Origin of the sequence: Thermicanus aegyptius DSM 12793 (genome assembly GCF_000510645.1) — a bacterium.
In the GTDB taxonomy this organism is placed as follows: Bacteria; Bacillota; Bacilli; order Thermicanales; family Thermicanaceae; genus Thermicanus; species Thermicanus aegyptius.
The window spans coordinates 192,668-210,358 of record NZ_KI783301.1 but is presented as its reverse complement, the minus strand read 5'-3'; the positions used below and the strand labels follow the sequence as shown (position 1 = coordinate 210,358).

Here is a 17,691-nt window from a genome sequence, read left to right as displayed (position 1 = left end):
TGTTGTATGTCCAATAATCCATATTATATCTGAGTAAACATTGTATGGTTAATGACATTCCTTAAATTTTCTGTTCATTCCCTCGATCCACCATCAGAAACGTTCCTCCGAGTCGAGGGAAAGAGGCCGGCTTTTCTGAGGTGAGTAAAGGAAAAATAATGGAATCCCAAGAGACCGTTCACGTTCGCATGGAATGGGATATGTATAATAAAAGTGTGATGGTTTGATTGAAATCAGCATCAATGTAGCAAAAAGAATCATATGGAGACTGTGTTGATAGGGAAATGTAAATTTCATATACGGAGGAGGGGCGAGATGAATCGTCAAACTGATGCAAGAGAGGAGATTTTAAATAACCTTAGGGAGATCGTCCGTAAAGCAATTGGAGATTTTCCGGCAGATGTATATCTCTTTGGTTCCTGGGCCCATAGGGAAGAAAAAAGGAGCTCCGATATCGACGTAGGGATCTTACCGAGAGGGGAAATTCCCAGGGGAGTATGGGCAATGCTTCGCGAACGAATTGAGGAGTCCCCCATTCCGTATCGCGTTGATCTTGTCGATTTATCGAAAGCGGAGGATTCGTTCCGGGAGAAGGTGATGAAGGAGGGAATTTCATGGTTGACGTTAGAGAAAGAATCAAGTTTGCGAAACAAGCCTTAAACGCCTTTGCGGAAGTGCTCGCATTAAAGGATCATACCGGTATTGAGAGAGATGCGGCGATCCAACGCTTTGAGTTTAGCTTTGAGGCAGTATGGAAAGCGGCTAAACACTTTCTTTATGAATATGAGGGGATTGATCTTGCCTCGCCGAAGGGAGTAATCCGCTCATCGAGGGAGATAGGACTTTTAACCGATGAAGAAACGGTACTCGCATTAACGATGGCGGATGACCGGAATCTTACCGTTCACGCCTATACTGAGAAACTGGTTTTGCAAATCTCCGAATCTCTGCCGTCCTACTATCAGATTCTAACCGAATGGATTAAAGAAATGGAAGCAAGGTCAAATGCGATCGATTCAGTTATGAAAAGAGAGAATGCCGATAGAGAGTAATCGAAAGCGAGATAAACCGAAGATCGTCCATTCAATCGTGTCGCTAAAAGTGTTCACCGGTTTTGGGATGTTTCGCGGATTCTTTTCCCAAGCCAGTATCCAAGCATGCTAAAGGCATAGACCACCAGCGTAAGAATGATTCCTAGGTGGCCCCACGGAAGACCACAGAGATCAAAGAAATACCTTAATCCGTATAAAGGCCCTAAGAGAATGAATAGTAAGGGAAAAAGGATAAATTTAATAAACCAAAAGGTAAATAAGCTACTAACGATAAGAATCAGCGTTCCCATCACCCAATAGTAAGTGGAGAAACGCACAAATTTAAGTCCTTTTCTTCCTAAGAGAAAACCGTAGACCCCCCACATAAGGACATAGATAACAGAAAGCAAAATTTGAACGGTATTTGGTTCACGAGATAGCATTAATGCGCTGAAATTTATATAACCTAATGGGATAGAGGTGACCAAAGCGAATGCAGCATGCAATATTTTTGTGGACATAGTTGTCTTCCATTTACCTCGTTTTCCTATTTCCCATTACATATCAGGTGAATCCATTAAACCCGCATGCCACATATCTCCTAAAAGCGGAAAATTGACTCCGTCACCATAAATGGCATACCCTTGATATCCCGTTGCCGCGTGAACACGTAAAAAAGCTGAGGTGAAAAGTACCGCTGAAAGCAACAAAATTGAAAAAAACCAAATTCCTTTTTTCATCTTACTTCACCCCATCTGACCATTTTTTGTTTCCGCTAACTCCGTTCGTCTTCATGAAAGCTAGGACTTCCTCGCAACGCTGCTTTAAATCAGCGTTCTCGATTCGTTTCGATGATTCTTCCAGAGGAACGATAAGATCCGAAATTGGGAGTAATTCCATTGCTTCCACGACAGTTTCGATCTCTTCTTCTGTCGGCTGATTGATTAACATTTCGTTTAATACCTCAAAATGTTGATCTACAGCATACACTTTCAATTCTCGATCGATAAGATCGTTTTTTAGAATGTTTTTAATTGATTCTTTGATCCTAAGATCGGAAATGGCAAAAAACGCAGCATCCCTTAATTTGGTATCGTTGGAAGTAGTGATAATGTCAAAACCTAATTGTATAAACTCTTTTGCTTGTGCTTCAAAATCGCCTTTCGATTTCTTTGTCACTAAATACTTGGATTTTGCTTTTAAAGCCGCAGAAACCTTCTCTGCCGGCTCCGTCTTGTAATTCAAAAGAATCTGGTTCGAATTTTTATCCGCTTCCTCGAGATCGATACGCGACATCTGCTTCAAGCTGGCGAAAGCCAATCCGGCGTCTTGTCCTTCAATCAATTTTTTTAAGATCTTTGTATCATTGGAGTTAAATTGAGCTACATTCACGATCTTGGTTTTCAACCGATTATCGATCGATTCGTCTTGAAGAAGTTGTTTAAGATCATCTTGATTCGGTTGATTTGCATTTTTGTCAGCATATAAGTCAACTAGGATTTCCTTCGTTAACTGTGAATTGGTATTTTTTTTCAGTTCTTTGATAATGTCCGAATTTTGAATTACATCTTTTCTCCTGCGCAACTCGGCGGCAAATGGAATAAGAGAATCAACTTCATTCGCGCCTACTAGCACGGGGCTAAGCATGTTCATTTCTGAGATCAGCTTTTCCGTCGACATAGCCTTAATATTGTTTTGAATTGTTTCTTCATCCTTCGAGAAATATTTTTGCAAGGCATCGTAATTGAAGGCGCTAACTACGCCTACGAAAAGCATGAGCGACACGCCGATTCCCGCAACAATGACTTTTAACTTGTGCTTCATTTCATTTCTCCTCTCCATTAAAATTACACAGTGTTTTGCAGCTTTTCGAAAGATCGAAACTGATTATTCAAACCTACATATTCTTTCTGGCCAGAGAGGAATATTATGTCCACGATCATCATAGCACGATTTTCCATATCTGTATATTGATATAATTCCGTTTTTTTGGCTTTGAAAAATGGTGTTTTTAGGTCTCTTCTCGGAAAATTTTCCTGACTCATTCCCAATTTATAAATCGGCCGATAGCATGTAGTTGGCCTAATCGATGGTAATGGTACTATATTTTCTCAATTCGATCCTTAATAGCATACCAGAATAAATCGCCACGCCATAGCGAGATAAACCGAAGATCGTCCATTCAACCGCATCGCTAAAAGTGTTCACCGGTTTTTGGTTGTTTCGCGGATTCTTTTCCCAAGCCAGTATCCAAGTATGCTAAAGGCATAGACGATCAGCGAATTTATGCTAATCAAGGCAACCCCCGGCGGAAGTCCGAAGAAATACCTTAACCCGTATAAAGGTCCCGCGAGAATGAATAGTAAGGGAAAAGCAACAATCAAAAGACGGAACGAGCCGCTCACGATCAATAGCAAAGTTCCGATCCCCCAATAATATGTTGAGAATCTGACGAACTGAAGCCCTTTCCTTCCTAAGAGAAAACCATAGACGCCCCAAATAAATACATATGCAACGGAAAAAAGAATTTGCACGGTATTTGGTTGGTACCCTTTTAAATATGCACTGAAATTTATATAGCTTATGGGGATGGAGATAATCAGAACGAATGCAGCATGCAATATTTTAGTAGACAAGGGCTTCCTCCTTTTGCTAAGAATTTTCACTTATCATTAGATATTATAGGAATAGCGAGCATAAATAGATTTCATGGTAGAAACTCCTTTTAATCATCTTATGAGATAAATTGTCAATGGCCTATCAATGGTATTTGACAACCACTCCAAGTGATAATTCAGCTAAATTACCGAACGATGATTTCTTTTTTTGTGTTATTATCCATGATTCGATTTCCTTTCATTTTATTCAGAGGGTTCTACTGTATAGATTTTAGACCAGCTTAGATTTTTTCCGAACTTCTTCTGGTAGAATGAAAAGATTACATAAAAATTCTGTTCATCCTCAATTTGCTGATCCTTACTGAAATAATAGTCTATTATAATTGGGATCTCTTTGCCCATATAATAAAAACCTGGAGTTCCAATAGAAAAAAAATGATCATTTAACTGCGGAATAATTTTTTTTAAATCCTTAATTGCCTGTCTTTCGGTACGAGAATCACCACCCATAACCAATTCCTTTGGACTTAAAAGATGAGATTTTTCAATAAATATATATCTATAGTTAAGAGGGTGATAGACATACACCGTATAAAAATAGCCTTTTGACATGTCAATCAGAGGATTGGAGGATTTATTATCGAGGAGAATCGTCAACTTTTGCCTAGGAACTTGGTTTTCTTCTGACAGTCCTGAGCCAGGAATATTGTCCATAGTGATTTTTAGCTCTACATCTTTCGGTGAGATCGTTGGGGTTTGAGAAAGCCAAAGCAAAAAAAGCAACGCAACAGTTACAAATATCCCAAAAATACTTAATACGAATTTTCCCAACGAAATCCCTCCAAGGATCTAACTTTTAAAGTTTCTCTTCGACAGAAAAGTGACTTTATGTTTAGTATGATGATATCGCGTTTTCTTATTTTTGTGTATTGAAATAATTCGGCCTTTTCCTCTAAAAAACAGGGGGTTTCTAGACCCTAGACCGGAAAATTTTCCTGACTAATTCCCAATTTATATGTCTCTCATGCGGCGAAGCGCTTCAATCTCTACCTGTTGGTATCGAATCACCTTGCCGGTTCGTTTCAATTCACGATATTTCCCTGCGAGAAATTCTGCGCATTCCGCGACTGTGATCCAGATCCCTTTTTTCTGAAAATAGGGCAAAATCGTTTTTTCAACGAGCTCAAGGTCTTGAGTATGTATTTCGGTCTTAAAGCGTAAGGATTGCAAAGTCAGATGATAGAACGTCGTCTGCGCAGATGGTTCTTCGCGAATCAATTCCATTCCGGCTTGATTGGCCGATTCGGCATTCTCTTTATCCCCCAGCGCATGATAGACCATAGCTAGATAGTAATACGTGTTTGCTTTTTTCTCTTTTTCTCTTTCTTCTCCTAACTGGAGGCTCTGACGGTACATCTCAATCGCTTCTTCAAACCGCGATTGTTTGAAGTAAAGATATCCCATATTGTGATAGATCGTTGCTTTCTTCTGTTCCTCAGAGATTTGATCGGCGATCTTTAATGCCCGAGCAAAGGACTGATAGGATTCGTCGAACATGTTCAACCGTTGCTGATTAATTCCCATGAGGATTAATGTATCAATCACACGAAAAAGATTACTCTCATCCGTATACTTTTCTAATGCTGTGGCGGCGTAAAATAAAGCATACGAAATATGATAGAGACGACTGCGGAGATTCGCCAGTTGGTAGTAAAGTTCAGGGTCCTCGATCCGAGCTTCTTTGGCATATTGTTCCGCTGTGGCGTAGGCTTTAAGTGATAGATCGTATTCTTCCATCAGGAGATGATAGAGACCGAGAAATTGATAATAGTAGGAGGACTGAAGCGGGGAGAAAAGATTCTCTTCCTTTTTTAATGCGGTTAAACCCTTCATCGCCTGCTTCAGCTCTTTATTCATGAGGAAATAACGCACTTCAAATAATGTATAGGTGATGAGGAGAGCAGAGTCAACGACTATTCCTTTGGTTTGTTTTAAATTTTGATATAGCTTCCACGCCAAATGGAGGTCATGTTGCTTGATCGCCGCATACCATTGATGTAGCTGATGTAAGCGTCAAATACGGACCACATGCCGCCAAAATTAAAAGCTCCGTCACCAAGAAGGAGACGAAGCTTCGTTTCGTTAAATTTACTTTTGGTTTACCCGGCAATTTGAAGGCAAGGCGGCCGACCAAGGAAGGAGCTGATCGATCATGTCTTTATCCTTCAAATCGATATTCGGTAGCCGCTCAAAGAGATAGGTGAGGTAGTTGTACGGATTAAGGTTATTCTCTTTCGCAGTCTCTATGATACTGTAGATGATCGCGCTCGCCTTCGCTCCCCTTGGTGTGTTGCTAAAGAGCCAGTTCTTCCTCCCAATGACAAATGGCTTAATAGAGCGTTCGCTTCTGTTATTATCGATTTCAAGTCTCCCATCTTTGAGATAGTTTGTGAGGCTCTCCCACTGATTAAGGCAATACTGAACCGCCTGCCCAAAGGTGCTTTTGGGTAGGACTTGATCCTTCATTTGGTGAAGCCATACGGAAAAAGCCTCCAAAATGGGCTTACTTCGTTTTAAGCGTTCTTCATACCGTTCTTCCGGGGAAGCCTCTTTTAAATCCCGTTCGACGGCATAAAGCTGGTTGCAAAACCCAAGCCCGATTTTGGCTGCTACGTTTTTATTTCGATCCGATGGAGGAAGGGCATTTAGTGCCTCATCAAATTTCCTTCTGGCATGGGCGAAACATCCTACTAGCGTAACCTCCGGTTTTAATTGGTTGTATCCGGCATATCCATCCACATGGAGGAATCCGCGGAACCCAGCTAAGAAGGCTTTGGGATGTTCTCCCGCTCTTGTCTTTTGGTAATCAAAGAGGATAATGGGCGGTCCATCTCTTCCGGTACGGTATAGCCACATGTAGGAGGTGGTTTCCGCAGCCCGATTCTCTTCCCGGAGTACTTGTACCGTCGTTTCGTCCGCATGCAGGATCTCTTGACGAATGAGGTGCTCCTTCATCCGTTCATAGAGCGGATGAAGCCATTGGTGAGCACCATAGAGCATCCAATTGGCCAAGGTTTGCCGGGATAAGGGCACTCCCAAGCGTTCTAAATGCTTCTCTTGCCGGTAGAGCGGCTGGGCATACACATATTTTTGCGACATAATGTAGGCCATTGCGGACGGAGAAGCTAAGCTCCCTGGAAATACTGGCGTAGGCATGGGTGCCGTGACGATGGGGGTGTGCGCTTCATGGTGCTCGCAGTGGCGGCAGGCATAAACGTGCCGGACATGCTTTACAACCTTCACTTGAGCAGGAATGACCTTTAACTCTTGCCGGACCTCTACGCTCATTTCATGCAGGGGATTCCCACAGGAAGAACAGGTTTGTTCGTTCTCAGGTAAGTGGTACTCGATCACTTCTACCGGCAGGTCTTTCAGCTCTTTCTCGCGCTTTCCACTTTGTTTATGACGGCTGTAAGTAATCGTTTCAAGCGTCGGCTCTTCGGCAGCAGGATCGGCGGTTTCTTCCGCTTCGTTAAAGAGGGGAAGTGTTAGTTGAGCCTCATCCGTTTTCTCGCTGGATGAGCCAAACCGCTTTTTCTGGTTTAGGAGAAGTCTCTCCTCATACCATTTCAGCTTTAACGTTAGTTCAGCAATTTGCTGATTTTGAAGTGCAATTTGCTGATTCTGTTCTTCTATTTGATTTTGAAGTTGTTCGATGGTTAGGGTCGTCGTTTTGTCCATACTTTCTTTATTCGACATTCCCCCCTTAAACCCTTTTAATAGCGAAAGAAAAGAAAAAATTCTCCCGGGATTTAAAGGATGGTACGCGCCGTAACCGGGGGATGCGCCTGTTTTTGGTCAAGGGAAAGCCCATCGAGCAGCCAGCGCAACTGACGCTTCGTCACATGCATCGTTTGGTCTGTCACGTGATCCGGCCATTGAAACCTCCCCCGTTCAAGGCGCCGGTAATAGAGCCAAAAACCATTGTTTTCCCAATAGAGGATCTTTAGTTTGTCCCGTTTCCGATTACAGAAAACAAAGAGGGCATTGGAGAAAGGATCAAGCCGAAAACTCTCTTTCACAAGTACAGCGAGTCCATCGATCGATTTACGCATATCGGTACTGCCCAAGGCAAGATAAACCTGTGCCGCACTCACGTCTGGGATCATAACGCCTTCAGCACCTTGATTACATCGGCGAGGAAGGCAAGATCAATTCCGGGCCTTACCTCGAGGGCGACATTTCCCACTTTTAAAGTCAAGGCATCATGGGATGATGGACCTTCCATTGGGAGGCGAACCCATTGAGGAGACAAGGCTTTCCCACTTGATTTAGACAGTCTGGTGGATTCAATCTTTCGAACCCAGTACCATAACTGATGTAGCTTTAATTGATGTTCGTCACACCATGCTTTCGCTGTCTTCCCACTTGCCCTAAAGTCAGCCACCCGAGCTTCCCATTCTTCACGTAAAGTGAGTTTCGTCATGAAAAAGCCTCCATTCTATTCTTTTTGGAGGATTATCTCACGAAGGCGGTGAAGATTGTAGGTGGGTTTTATTTGACGCTTACGTAGCTGATCGTCAAATTCCATCTCTCTCTTATCCGTTTCCCTGGCTAAATCCGGATCTAGCCCGAGTCTTTTTAGTAAAGCAGACAATACCTCAGTATGCGGGGTCACTTGTCCATTTTCAATTTTGCTTAAATAAGAGGTGGAACAGATTCCTACAGCTAAGGCATCCTGCGTTAAATGAAGTTCCTTACGCCTTCGCAAAATGAGTCTCCCTATCTGCAAATCGAACCCCCTCCTTGTTTTGCATTATCTGTATCTGGAAATAGGTTAACATGAATAATGCAAAAATGTAAAGATAAAAAAGAAGAGCAGTAACCGTCCTACAGTTACTGCTCAATAATTCATTGTAAGTCAAATGAATGATCATGCTGAAATTATTTGGTCACTGTAAAGGCCGAATTTGGCGGCGGATGCTCTTCGGCGCCCGCAACGCCGGTGAAAAGGAAAGTGAAGAGAGCCAAAACGAGGAATAGCACCTTCCGCATATTTAGTCCCTCCTTTCGGTTATATTTTCTTTTCGTCAGTTTGTCTTGATGAATTACCTTCCACATTCTTGATGATCGTGTAATCTCAAGATAGATTCACCCTGAGACTACAACCATAGAAGTAGGCTTAAAGATAATGAAATATCCAACTAAGGTTTCCCTACTTCATCCACTTTCCAATAATCGAGGTCATCTTTGACTAGTGAAAAAACCGATATACCAGCTGGTATTATTTTTTTAAATTTTTGATTCCTCTGCTCAAAAAATAATCCTACTCTTGATCTTGTTCGAATAGTAACTTTTGCTTTACCTTCTTCGTATTTAATATCCTCAACTTTTTCAATATCCCAACTGTATATCCCATCCATATTGGTTAAGAAATTTTCTGGGGCTCTAGCAGTTAATTCTAATATTTGACTATCTTCATGTACCAGTCCCCACATAAAAGTTTCCACAACTACCACAGGATCGTTAGCCTGCTCATAAAACTGAGCGATTATACGCTGTTTATCTTCGAGAGAATAATCATTTCGTTCATAGAACCAATAATAGATCAGCAGTAAAATAGCTAATCCAACAATGGCAACAATCAAGACTTGTAATAGATCCTTTTTAGAAATAATCATTTTTTCTAAACCTAATTAAAAATCACTTTTTATCTCAAAGAAATCAAAATGCCAAGTATCTGTATTATATGTTTCAACAATGTCTAATAATGGTTTATCTTGTACATCATCTGTATGATAAGACATAGCTAAATCCCCATTAATATAATTCGAAACAATCATGGTGTGATACCCTTCATACCACCACCAAGTCTTCTTCATAATCTGTATTACATCCCCTCTCCACAAATCAGCATAAATAGATTCATGATTCGCTTCTACTTCTGATGGAGTATAATCAAAGTATTCTTCAGCCTCACCATCCTCTCCGATAACTGATACACTATTCAGTTTTTTCACCCTCAAAAACTAGGTTTTTTAGACCCTACCTCGGAAAATTTTTCTGATTCATGACGAATATCATCATAGAATTGGGCAAGCGGCAGCACCGGAGCGATCATAGTTATATTTAGAATCCATTAATGCCTACATCTTTATTTTTGTTAAGTATCAGTGATGATTCCTGCGATTGTTCCGTAGAATTAAGGAATTTCATATTCCCACGCTTTGAAAAAACATCAGATGAACTTAAATGAGTAAGTTTCCAGGCGTTATCGCGTTCGATAAAAATAAGTTCATAAGGAATATCTTCCTCTTTTGTTACAATAGTTTCTGTAGAGTTAGGATATTGGCTGGTGTATTCGAGATTAACACGAACGCGAACCTTGACAATTTCATCCGAAAATTCTACGCTTTCAAAAAAGGGTATAACTTTCATAGAGGTGTACTTAAAGCCGGCGCGTTTTGCAGGATCTAGGTAGTGTCGGATAATCCTAGACTTCATCTCCTCCATATTTTTTACAGCTTCGGATCCTGTCAAATCGTAAATCTGTTCAAGCTTCGGTTCCCCTGTCAGAAGAATGTTCCAATATGCTTCCAATGCAGCAATACTCTTTTCCTTAACCGCATCACTTTTTGCTCCACTTGCCCTTGAAGAAGCCTCTAAGTTACCTACACCTACAATTCCAACCAGAACTAGAACCAGGGTTAAATAGATCACCTTCAGTTTCATTGAAGTATCTCGGAATACCTCCTTAAAAAGAATAAAATATAAATGTCACAACACCCGACCGACATCAAATCGTTATTCCGGCAGAATGATATTCTATGTTCACTAAGATCATAGCATGTTTTATTATATCTGTGTATTGATAAAATTCGGTTCTTTCGTCCTTTAAAATGAGGTCTTTTAGATCTCGTCTCGGAAAATTTTCCTGATTAATTCCTATTGCATAAAAAAGGGGGATTCCAATGCGGGTGATTCTTACTATTTTTATGAGCTTATTAACCTTAATCGATCTGACAGGGTGCTCATTGTCATCACAGGATCCGTTTGTTGGTTCGGCGATTGATCAGGACTTTCCCGTTCCCAAAGAAGCCATCAAGACCGAACATAAATCGAATAACCCAAATCTAATTTATGTAGCGTACGAATTGAAGGGATTAAATTTTGAAGAAGGCATCCCTGATTATTATCACAGAGAGATCGAAAAATGGGGTTGGACGGAAAAGAATGAGGCCCAACTGGGAGCATTGTACGTATTTGAAAAAAACAATAAAACCATTCGTATGACAATCCATAACGGCTTTTTTACATTGTCTTTTGAATATTACGAATACGGGTACCCTCTTCCTCTCTCCAAAAGAGTTCATATACTAAAAGAGGACCCACGAAATTTAACATCTTTTTCATTTGGAATACCTCTTCTGATATGATGGTATTAAAGAACAGCAGGACTTTTGTATAGGGTTTCTAAAATCGAAAATTGGTACGGAACTTAAATGAAGATGATCACAAAGGAGGGTTTTCATGGATATCAAAAAAGAGATCATCAACCGGTTTGGGAGTCATGCGGATCACTATGTTAAGAGCGGAATTCATGCCAAAGGCAACGATCTGAAATTGATGGTAGAGTTTTCAGGTGTTGACCGAGACGATATCCTCTTGGATGTGGCAACAGGAGGTTAGAAACAGCTTCTTTTCTTTTAACAATTATCCAAAATAGGCATTGTCAACCAATATCACCTGATATAAACTAATGTCAGGTGATGTTTTATGAAACTTTACACAGTGAGCGAATTCGCTGAAAAACTTGGGGTAAGCGTATCGACCTTGCGTGCATGGGACAAAGAAGGCAAATTGGTCCCCCTGCGCACGCCTACCAATAAAAGAAGATACACGGAAGAAATGTTATACCGGGCGCTGGGAATAAAGAACCGCCAGGAACCCCAAAAAATCGTATTATACGCCCGGGTATCGTCCTCCAGGCAAAAGCCTGATCTGGAAAACCAGTTGCATTATCTGAAGGAATTCGCCGCCGGCAAAGGGCTGGCTGTGGACGAAATACTTTCCGATGTCGGCTCCGCCCTCAATTATAAGCGCAAGAATTTTTTGAAGTTGTGCGGGATGGTCACCCGGGGAGAAGTCAAAACGGTCATCGTCGCCCATAAAGACCGGCTGGTGCGGTTTGGATTCGACTTCTTCGAGGAATTGTTCGCCAAATTCGGCTGCGAAATCCTCGTGGTCAACAAAGCCGAAGACATGTCCCCAGCCCAGGAGTTGGCCGAAGACCTGATCAGCATCGTCCAGCATTTCGCGGCACGGCTGTACGGCCAGAGGACCTATAAAGCCCGCAAGTTGACCAAAACGGTGAGGGAGGCGTTAGCCAGTGCAACAGACGGTCAAGCAGAAAAGTCTGCCGCTGAACAAGGATAAGTGGATCAAAATCGCACAAACAATAGAAGCCTACGCCCGCCAGAAGGACACGTTTCTGGTTAAATACGGGCACGTCCAATACCTGCATCACTTAGGTGCAAAGCGCAGACTGCGGGACGAGCTGGTTGCAGCCGGTTTCACCAGCCCTTTCGGGCTACAGGCCCGCCAGTGGAAGCTGGCTTTGGACGACGCCCTGTTCACCCTGGAGAGGCAGTGGGAGGCCGCCATCGTCGGGGTCAAAGAGCGGCTTTACCGTCATGAAGGCCTGTCTGACGAAGAAAAGCACTACGCCTTCTGGCTTTTATATAGAGATGAAAAGCGCGGCCGGGATTGGAAGAGGCTCCAGGCGATTTTCACTCATGAAGACGTGGTTAATCAAAAAATAAGTTTGGACTCAGGGGGCCGTGCCAAGGTGAGAAATTATCTGAAGCGCGCCTTTCGCCGCATCTTAGGCACAAGGCCTTGCGTCAAAAAAGCACGCAGTTTCGTGGTAGACCAGCAAATGTACCGGGTATTTAACACGGGAAAGCGGCAGTATATCGCCGTAGCGACATTAACCCCCGGCGAAAGGGCGGTCATACCCTTGACTGGGATACACGCCATGCGAGGCAACTTGCGGGTAGTCCTCTTGCCGGACGAACAAGCGGTGGAAATCCACCTGAGCAGGGAACCGCGAATCCGCCCGTCCGGCGAGGAAGAAGCCGGCATCGACCTGGGCGTGACGGAAGTATTTACCGATGATACTGGCAAAAAGTACCGGCCCGAGTACGGCGAAGCCCTGCAGGAGATGTCCGACCATATTTTGGACAAGAGCCGGAAACGCGGAAAACTCTGGGCCTTGCGCCGGAAATTCCTGGAGCAAGATCCCAACAAAGCCCGGCGGATTCTCAGGCACAACCTCGGCCTGATCAAGCAGACGAAAAGGAATAAAAGATACCGGACCAGGTGCGAAAACGAAATCAACCGGGCGTTTAACGAACTCTACAAAGAACGCTGGCCGCAGATCATCGCTTACGAAGACCTCGCCCACCTGCGCGGCAAAGCCAAAAGCAAAGGCCTCTCCCGCAAGGTGAGCGGCTGGCAGCGAAACATCATTAAGGAGCGCCGGGAATACAAGAACTACGTCTACTCCGTCACCGACCCCGGACCGCAAAACGCGGCCTATTCCAGCCAGGAGTGCCCGCAGTGCGGGTGGGTTGACGCCAAGAATCGCAATGGAGACATTTTCAAATGCCGCCAATGCGGTTTTACTGCCGATGCTGACCAGGTAGCAGCCATGAACCTGAAAAAAAGGCTGCACGACGAAGAGATAACCCGTTACACCCCGTATAAAAGAGTGAAAGAAATATTGCTCCAGCGTTATTATCAACAAGCCAATTAACCTTTTAGTCTCCCGGGATGTTCCCGGGAAAGGGCAGGGATTGGCCCGGGCGGGAGAAAGCTCCCGCGGAACGTGCGGCCGGCTGGCTTCTGAGCCGCACGCGAAGCGGGCTTTAACGATGAGGTTTCCCCTCCGGGAAACTGAGCGCCGCCGGGTAGCTGGGGCTGAGATGTACGGCGAACGGCATTTTGGCCGGCCAAACCGTTCCTGCCCTTCAGGTGGGAGCCCGGTACTCAGGCAACTGTGCGCCGGGTGTCAACACCACCCCGCCGTTTGGAAGCGTTGTGGAGCTGGAAGAAGACGGTGACTTACGGTTGCCGGATGACGCTCCTCGACTTTGCAGCGTGACTGTTTCGGGCGGGACTCCAGACGCTTGGCTCCGCTTTTCCGCCAGCCGGAAATCCAGGGTCAAAGCCAGCCTCTCGGAGAGCGTAAACTGCTTTTGCTGTCAACTTTATGATTGGTTGATAGAAGTTGATAGTAAAATTGAAACAGGCGGACATACGGCAAATGCATTTGCACCTTTGGTGAAAGAAGTGATCGCGTATGATCTTACGCCGCAGATGCTGGAAGCGGCAAGTAGGTTTATCGAGGGGAATGGCCATAAAAACGTTACTTTTGTTCAAGGAGACGCGGAGGCATTACCCTTTGAAAGTGAGACCTTTGATTATGTGACATGTCGACTTGCGGCACATCATTTTCCCAGGGTTGATCTTTTTATCCAAGAAAGTTATAGAGTATTAAAAAGGGATGGCTACCTCTTACTGATTGATAACGTCGCTCCCGAACGAGAAGAACTTGATCAATTTTATAACGGGATCGAAAAAGAACGAGACCATACTCATCATCGAGCATGGAAGAAAAGTGAATGGATTCGCTTTCTAGAAGAAGAAGGCTTTCTTATCGAAGTGATGATTAGATATGAAAAAAGGTTTCACTTTCCAGACTGGTGTGACCGTGTACAACTCTCTTCACCGGAAAGAGAGTCCCTGACACAAAAAATCCTTTCCGCCGCTCCATTCATTAAAGGCTACTTCAATGTGGAGATCGTAGATCATCAAGTGATCGGATTTACCGCCGAATCGGTACTCATTAAGGCAAAAAAGGGCGGAAAGAATCCTTCGCAGATATAGAATGACCATCTTCGCCCATGATTCACTCAAAAAGGTACGAAGAAAGAAGACCAAGCAGAATGCCAACCACTAAAACGGCAAAGTAAATGAGAATCGAATCATATACGAGTAGGAGAAGCGATTCTAATGAATGAACAGATCTCTTTTTAGATTTTTTAAGTACTCGAATCATTAGTAAAAGTCCTATTACCAACAAGAGACCAAATGCCACTTTGAGCATCATAAAAATCTACCCCTTCCATATTTGACGTCTCCTATCCGACTGATTTTCGATGTAGGTTACAATCTCTTCAATCGTTAGACTCTTCTCTCCCTATCACGCTCACCTCTTTATAATGTAATAGATACGAACTTACACATTTCTATATTATCCCGTTTTTCCATCTCTGTGTATTGATAAACTTCAGGAGTTTCCACCCTCAAAAACGAGTTTTTTTAAGCTCTGTCTCGGAAAATTTTCCTGATTAATTCCTATTGCATAAAAAAGGGGGATTCCAATGCGGGTGATTCTTACTATTTTTATGAGCTTATTAACCTTAATCGATCTGACAGGGTGCTCATTGTCATCACAGGATCCGTTTGTTGGTTCGGCGATTGATCAGGACTTTCCCGTTCCCAAAGAAGCCATCAAGACAGAACATAAATCGAATAACCCAAATCAAATTTATGTAGCGTACGAATTGAAGGGATTAAATTTTGAAGAAGGCATCCCTGATTATTATCACAGAGAGATCGAAAAATGGGGTTGGACGGAAAAGAATGAGGCCCAACTGGGAGCATTGTACGTATTTGAAAAAAACAATAAAACCATTCATATGACAATCCATAACGGCTTTTTTACGTTGTCTTTTGAAAAAAGATAGAGGCGATGCTTTTTTTCTCCATATCCACATCGTACTAAAACACACGAGAGAGTCGGATATCACAGTCCCACCTGAGCATTCGTCGTATAGTAAAAAGCGGCGATGTGTTGATCGGGGTCGGTTATCACATCTTCAAGCATTAAAACCGCATTGCGAATGGCGGCATCAGCGACATAGATTTTTGGACGCCCTTTGAGGATTCCTTTTCCATCCACTGCAACCGGGTTGCTGAATAGTTCATGCATAAATACAGGAAAACCTTCTCAAGCTGTAATGGATTCCGAACAGTAAAAAGGCTTAGAATATCCCATTTAACGACCTTGTCGACAACATCCTCACGAAGCATACGTTGAGAAAACGCATCATCATGGGAAAGGGCCAGCTCCGGAAAACCGTCAACCGTTAAATAGCGATTAAAATGCTGTTGCAAGGGAGATAGTTTATTCATCGACTCGCTTAATTCACCCTTGCTCATTCTGTGCAACTGCGTTGGTCGGATGCCGGCCGGCAACTCGGGTCTTGCGGGTAATTGCAATAAATCGCAATAAGAACCCTTTTCAAGCGTAGGGCTTGTGGAGCCGGTCGCCACTAATCGCAGGCGTGGACGTGAGTCATATAAGGATTTAATCCACCTCTCCCAATTCTCTGCATATTGCGCTTCATCAAAAAAGTAATAGAGCTCACCTTCAAGTGGATAAGCATTTTATAATTGAAAGGGATCATTCGCAATCATTTGGGCTCGAAGTCATGGGATCGCTTTTTCACCAATTGGAGAGATCAGAATCAAAATGATTCCAATTAATGGATATCTTTTTGATATAAACTTCTTCATCCTCCATCCGATGAATAAAAAGAGAATGATCGTTACCAGAGCGCCGATAAATAACCCTGATGAACTTTTTTGAAAGTCTACGGGAGGAGCGGTAACTAACTTCTATTGATTCATCCTTGACGATTCACATCGTCTATGCAGCGGAACAAAGCTTCAATACTATTTTCGATATTGAACTTCTCCGCAATGCGTCGAATATAGGTTTTAACCGTCGTTTTTTCTACGAAAAGTTTCTTCTCAATGGCTTTGATATTAAAGCCGGCGATTAATCACTCCAACACCTCGATTTCACGCGGTGTTAATGATTTCATCACCACTTCAGGAAGACGAACGGCCACAGATGGCCTAATCCGTTTGAAGTTCTTATACCAATCTCTTTTCGGGTCTGTCCTACCAAAAGTAGTACTTTTTTTATCTTCACGATCTTTTTCGTCCCCCTAGAAATAGGACAAACCTTATGAGGGGACAGCCACCGTATGAAAGGAGGGAATGCATAGTCTTCTGCATGGGGCCGTTGATGCTTTTAAAAGGCCAAATCAGGTAGGGATTTGCAGGGGGGGTTGTAAATCTTTGGCCCCAAAAGGACCGAAAATGGGTAAGTTCGGAAAAAAGGGGCAGACTATTGATGGATTGTCGGGGAAACAGAGATAAGGGATTTGGGGAACAAAAAGACCCCGGAAAAAAGGAATGAAAAATGGAGGACATATGATGAAAGTTGAAAAAAATGTAGGCACTGTGGACGCATTGTTCCGCATCACGCTTGGCTTGACCGGACTAGCCTGGGCCACCGCCAGAATGGTCCGCCGCCGCTCAAGCGGCGGGGCCGGTCTCGTCGCCTTCCTCTCGGCGATGAAAGTGGCGGAAGGTATCACCCGCTTTTGCCCCCTGCTCGCCTATTTCGGCATGGACAGCATCGCCCCAGGGGCACAAAAAAGTGGAGAATCTCGTCGGATTCAATCCTCGGAGGGCGAAGGAAAAAGGGAAGATGAGGGTAAGCGGGAAATCCGGGGGGAGATCGGACTGCGAGGGGAGTCTGGGAAATACCGCTCCCTGAGGGCAAGCCTGCGCCGCGGTGAAGGCAGCTCGAATAGGAGAGAAGAACAGAATGATGGCAGCACAAACAGGAAAGAAGACCATAGCGATGGCGGCACTTCCTGGAGAGAAGGCCGCCATGAAGGAGGCACGAACAGGAGGGGAGAAGATGAATCTCTATGAGTTCTTAAGCCATTCGTGGTTTGCAGGAATCCTGGCGATCGGTTCCCTCCTCGCCGTCCTCCTTCTTTATCGGCCCAGGCGGGAGCGTAAGAAGACTTGATAGGAAAAAACCCCATGCCGCATGGCAATTAGAGATGCCGGAAGGGCGTTAGGAGACATCTTGGGAGCAACCCCTGATGTCA

The 17,691-nt window shown here is 43.6% G+C and carries 22 protein-coding genes and 1 pseudogene; 9 read left to right on the top strand and 14 right to left on the bottom strand.

Translation table 11 applies throughout. From position 1 onward, the window contains the following. Positions 1-315: 315 nt before the first annotated feature. Both THEAE_RS19605 and THEAE_RS0101150 read left to right on the top strand, forming a co-directional pair. Positions 316-660 (top strand): nucleotidyltransferase family protein, encoded by a 345-nt coding sequence (locus THEAE_RS19605; protein ID WP_052329672.1) that lies wholly within the window; start codon positions 316-318, stop codon positions 658-660. Further along, entirely contained in the window at positions 615-1,052 is a 438-nt protein-coding gene (locus THEAE_RS0101150; RefSeq protein ID WP_039944176.1) for an HI0074 family nucleotidyltransferase substrate-binding subunit, read from the top strand. The genes THEAE_RS19605 and THEAE_RS0101150 overlap by 46 nt, the downstream gene beginning before the upstream one ends. Positions 1,053-1,588: 536 nt before the next feature. Here THEAE_RS0101150 and THEAE_RS0101140 read toward each other — a convergent pair. The 11 genes from THEAE_RS0101140 to THEAE_RS19595 form a co-directional block, all read right to left on the bottom strand. Next, positions 1,589-1,771, bottom strand: a complete 183-nt coding sequence (locus THEAE_RS0101140) for a hypothetical protein (RefSeq protein ID WP_005583425.1) — start codon at positions 1,769-1,771, stop codon at positions 1,589-1,591. Position 1,772: 1 nt separating this feature from the next. After that, positions 1,773-2,855: a hypothetical protein gene (locus tag THEAE_RS0101135; protein ID WP_005583427.1), complete on the bottom strand. Its 1,083-nt coding sequence runs from the start codon at positions 2,853-2,855 to the stop codon at positions 1,773-1,775. 1,037 nt (positions 2,856-3,892) lie between these two features. Further along, the gene (locus THEAE_RS0101125; protein WP_005585135.1) at positions 3,893-4,480 is read right to left on the bottom strand and encodes a hypothetical protein; all 588 of its coding nucleotides are present in this window, start codon (positions 4,478-4,480) and stop codon (positions 3,893-3,895) included. Between the two features lie 180 nt (positions 4,481-4,660). Continuing rightward, positions 4,661-5,668, bottom strand: coding sequence for a tetratricopeptide repeat protein (locus THEAE_RS0101120; protein ID WP_028986243.1), 1,008 nt, complete (start codon positions 5,666-5,668; stop codon positions 4,661-4,663). A 129-nt stretch (positions 5,669-5,797) separates the two neighbouring features. After that, complete coding sequence (gene tnpC / locus THEAE_RS0101115; RefSeq protein WP_039944592.1) at positions 5,798-7,390, bottom strand: IS66 family transposase; 1,593 nt, start codon at positions 7,388-7,390, stop codon at positions 5,798-5,800. A 71-nt stretch (positions 7,391-7,461) separates the two neighbouring features. Then, positions 7,462-7,818 (bottom strand): IS66 family insertion sequence element accessory protein TnpB, encoded by a 357-nt coding sequence (gene tnpB / locus THEAE_RS0101110; RefSeq protein WP_028986163.1) that lies wholly within the window; start codon positions 7,816-7,818, stop codon positions 7,462-7,464. Continuing rightward, positions 7,815-8,135 (bottom strand): IS66 family insertion sequence element accessory protein TnpA, encoded by a 321-nt coding sequence (tnpA, locus tag THEAE_RS0101105; protein WP_028986164.1) that lies wholly within the window; start codon positions 8,133-8,135, stop codon positions 7,815-7,817. The genes tnpB and tnpA overlap by 4 nt, the downstream gene beginning before the upstream one ends. A 15-nt stretch (positions 8,136-8,150) precedes the next feature. Beyond that, positions 8,151-8,441 (bottom strand): helix-turn-helix domain-containing protein, encoded by a 291-nt coding sequence (locus THEAE_RS19600; protein WP_052329671.1) that lies wholly within the window; start codon positions 8,439-8,441, stop codon positions 8,151-8,153. A gap of 412 nt (positions 8,442-8,853) precedes the next feature. After that, positions 8,854-9,330, bottom strand: a complete 477-nt coding sequence (locus THEAE_RS0101090; protein ID WP_005585139.1) for a hypothetical protein — start codon at positions 9,328-9,330, stop codon at positions 8,854-8,856. Between the two features lie 15 nt (positions 9,331-9,345). Then, complete coding sequence (locus tag THEAE_RS0101085; protein ID WP_028986242.1) at positions 9,346-9,669, bottom strand: hypothetical protein; 324 nt, start codon at positions 9,667-9,669, stop codon at positions 9,346-9,348. Positions 9,670-9,778: 109 nt separating this feature from the next. Beyond that, positions 9,779-10,381 (bottom strand): hypothetical protein, encoded by a 603-nt coding sequence (locus tag THEAE_RS19595; RefSeq protein WP_052329669.1) that lies wholly within the window; start codon positions 10,379-10,381, stop codon positions 9,779-9,781. Between the two features lie 239 nt (positions 10,382-10,620). Here THEAE_RS19595 and THEAE_RS19590 point away from each other — a divergent pair, with 239 nt between their 5' ends. From THEAE_RS19590 to THEAE_RS19580, 6 genes are all read left to right on the top strand, one after another. Continuing rightward, positions 10,621-11,085: a hypothetical protein gene (locus THEAE_RS19590; RefSeq protein WP_052329668.1), complete on the top strand. Its 465-nt coding sequence runs from the start codon at positions 10,621-10,623 to the stop codon at positions 11,083-11,085. Between the two features lie 94 nt (positions 11,086-11,179). After that, positions 11,180-11,338, top strand: a complete 159-nt coding sequence (locus tag THEAE_RS22790; protein WP_005584992.1) for a hypothetical protein — start codon at positions 11,180-11,182, stop codon at positions 11,336-11,338. An 87-nt stretch (positions 11,339-11,425) separates the two neighbouring features. Continuing rightward, the gene (locus THEAE_RS0101065; protein ID WP_005584993.1) at positions 11,426-12,085 is read left to right on the top strand and encodes an IS607 family transposase; all 660 of its coding nucleotides are present in this window, start codon (positions 11,426-11,428) and stop codon (positions 12,083-12,085) included. After that, positions 12,039-13,466, top strand: coding sequence for a zinc ribbon domain-containing protein (locus THEAE_RS0101060; RefSeq protein ID WP_005584994.1), 1,428 nt, complete (start codon positions 12,039-12,041; stop codon positions 13,464-13,466). Before THEAE_RS0101065 ends, THEAE_RS0101060 begins: the two co-directional genes overlap by 47 nt. Positions 13,467-13,750: 284 nt before the next feature. Next, positions 13,751-14,599, top strand: a complete 849-nt coding sequence (locus THEAE_RS19585) for a class I SAM-dependent methyltransferase (protein WP_052329666.1) — start codon at positions 13,751-13,753, stop codon at positions 14,597-14,599. Positions 14,600-15,096: 497 nt separating this feature from the next. Then, a complete protein-coding gene (locus THEAE_RS19580; RefSeq protein ID WP_052329664.1) occupies positions 15,097-15,462 on the top strand; it encodes a hypothetical protein in 366 nt (121 codons plus the stop codon). Positions 15,463-15,521: 59 nt separating this feature from the next. Here the strand turns inward: THEAE_RS19580 and THEAE_RS23455 are convergent, their stop codons facing one another. The 3 genes and pseudogenes from THEAE_RS23455 to THEAE_RS23790 form a co-directional block, all read right to left on the bottom strand. Then, positions 15,522-15,707 carry a hypothetical protein gene (locus THEAE_RS23455; RefSeq protein WP_005582770.1) on the bottom strand — a complete coding sequence of 62 codons (186 nt, stop codon included), beginning with the start codon at positions 15,705-15,707 and terminating at the stop codon, positions 15,522-15,524. Positions 15,708-16,027: 320 nt separating this feature from the next. After that, positions 16,028-16,135, bottom strand: a pseudogene (locus tag THEAE_RS23795) (AAA family ATPase); the annotation flags it as partial. A gap of 269 nt (positions 16,136-16,404) precedes the next feature. Beyond that, entirely contained in the window at positions 16,405-16,560 is a 156-nt protein-coding gene (locus THEAE_RS23790; RefSeq protein WP_084213626.1) for a LuxR C-terminal-related transcriptional regulator, read from the bottom strand. Positions 16,561-17,002: 442 nt separating this feature from the next. On the opposite strand from THEAE_RS23790, the gene THEAE_RS22345 reads away from it, so the two are divergent. Beyond that, positions 17,003-17,509, top strand: coding sequence for a YgaP family membrane protein (locus tag THEAE_RS22345; RefSeq protein WP_005582771.1), 507 nt, complete (start codon positions 17,003-17,005; stop codon positions 17,507-17,509). Positions 17,510-17,691: the final 182 nt, after the last annotated feature.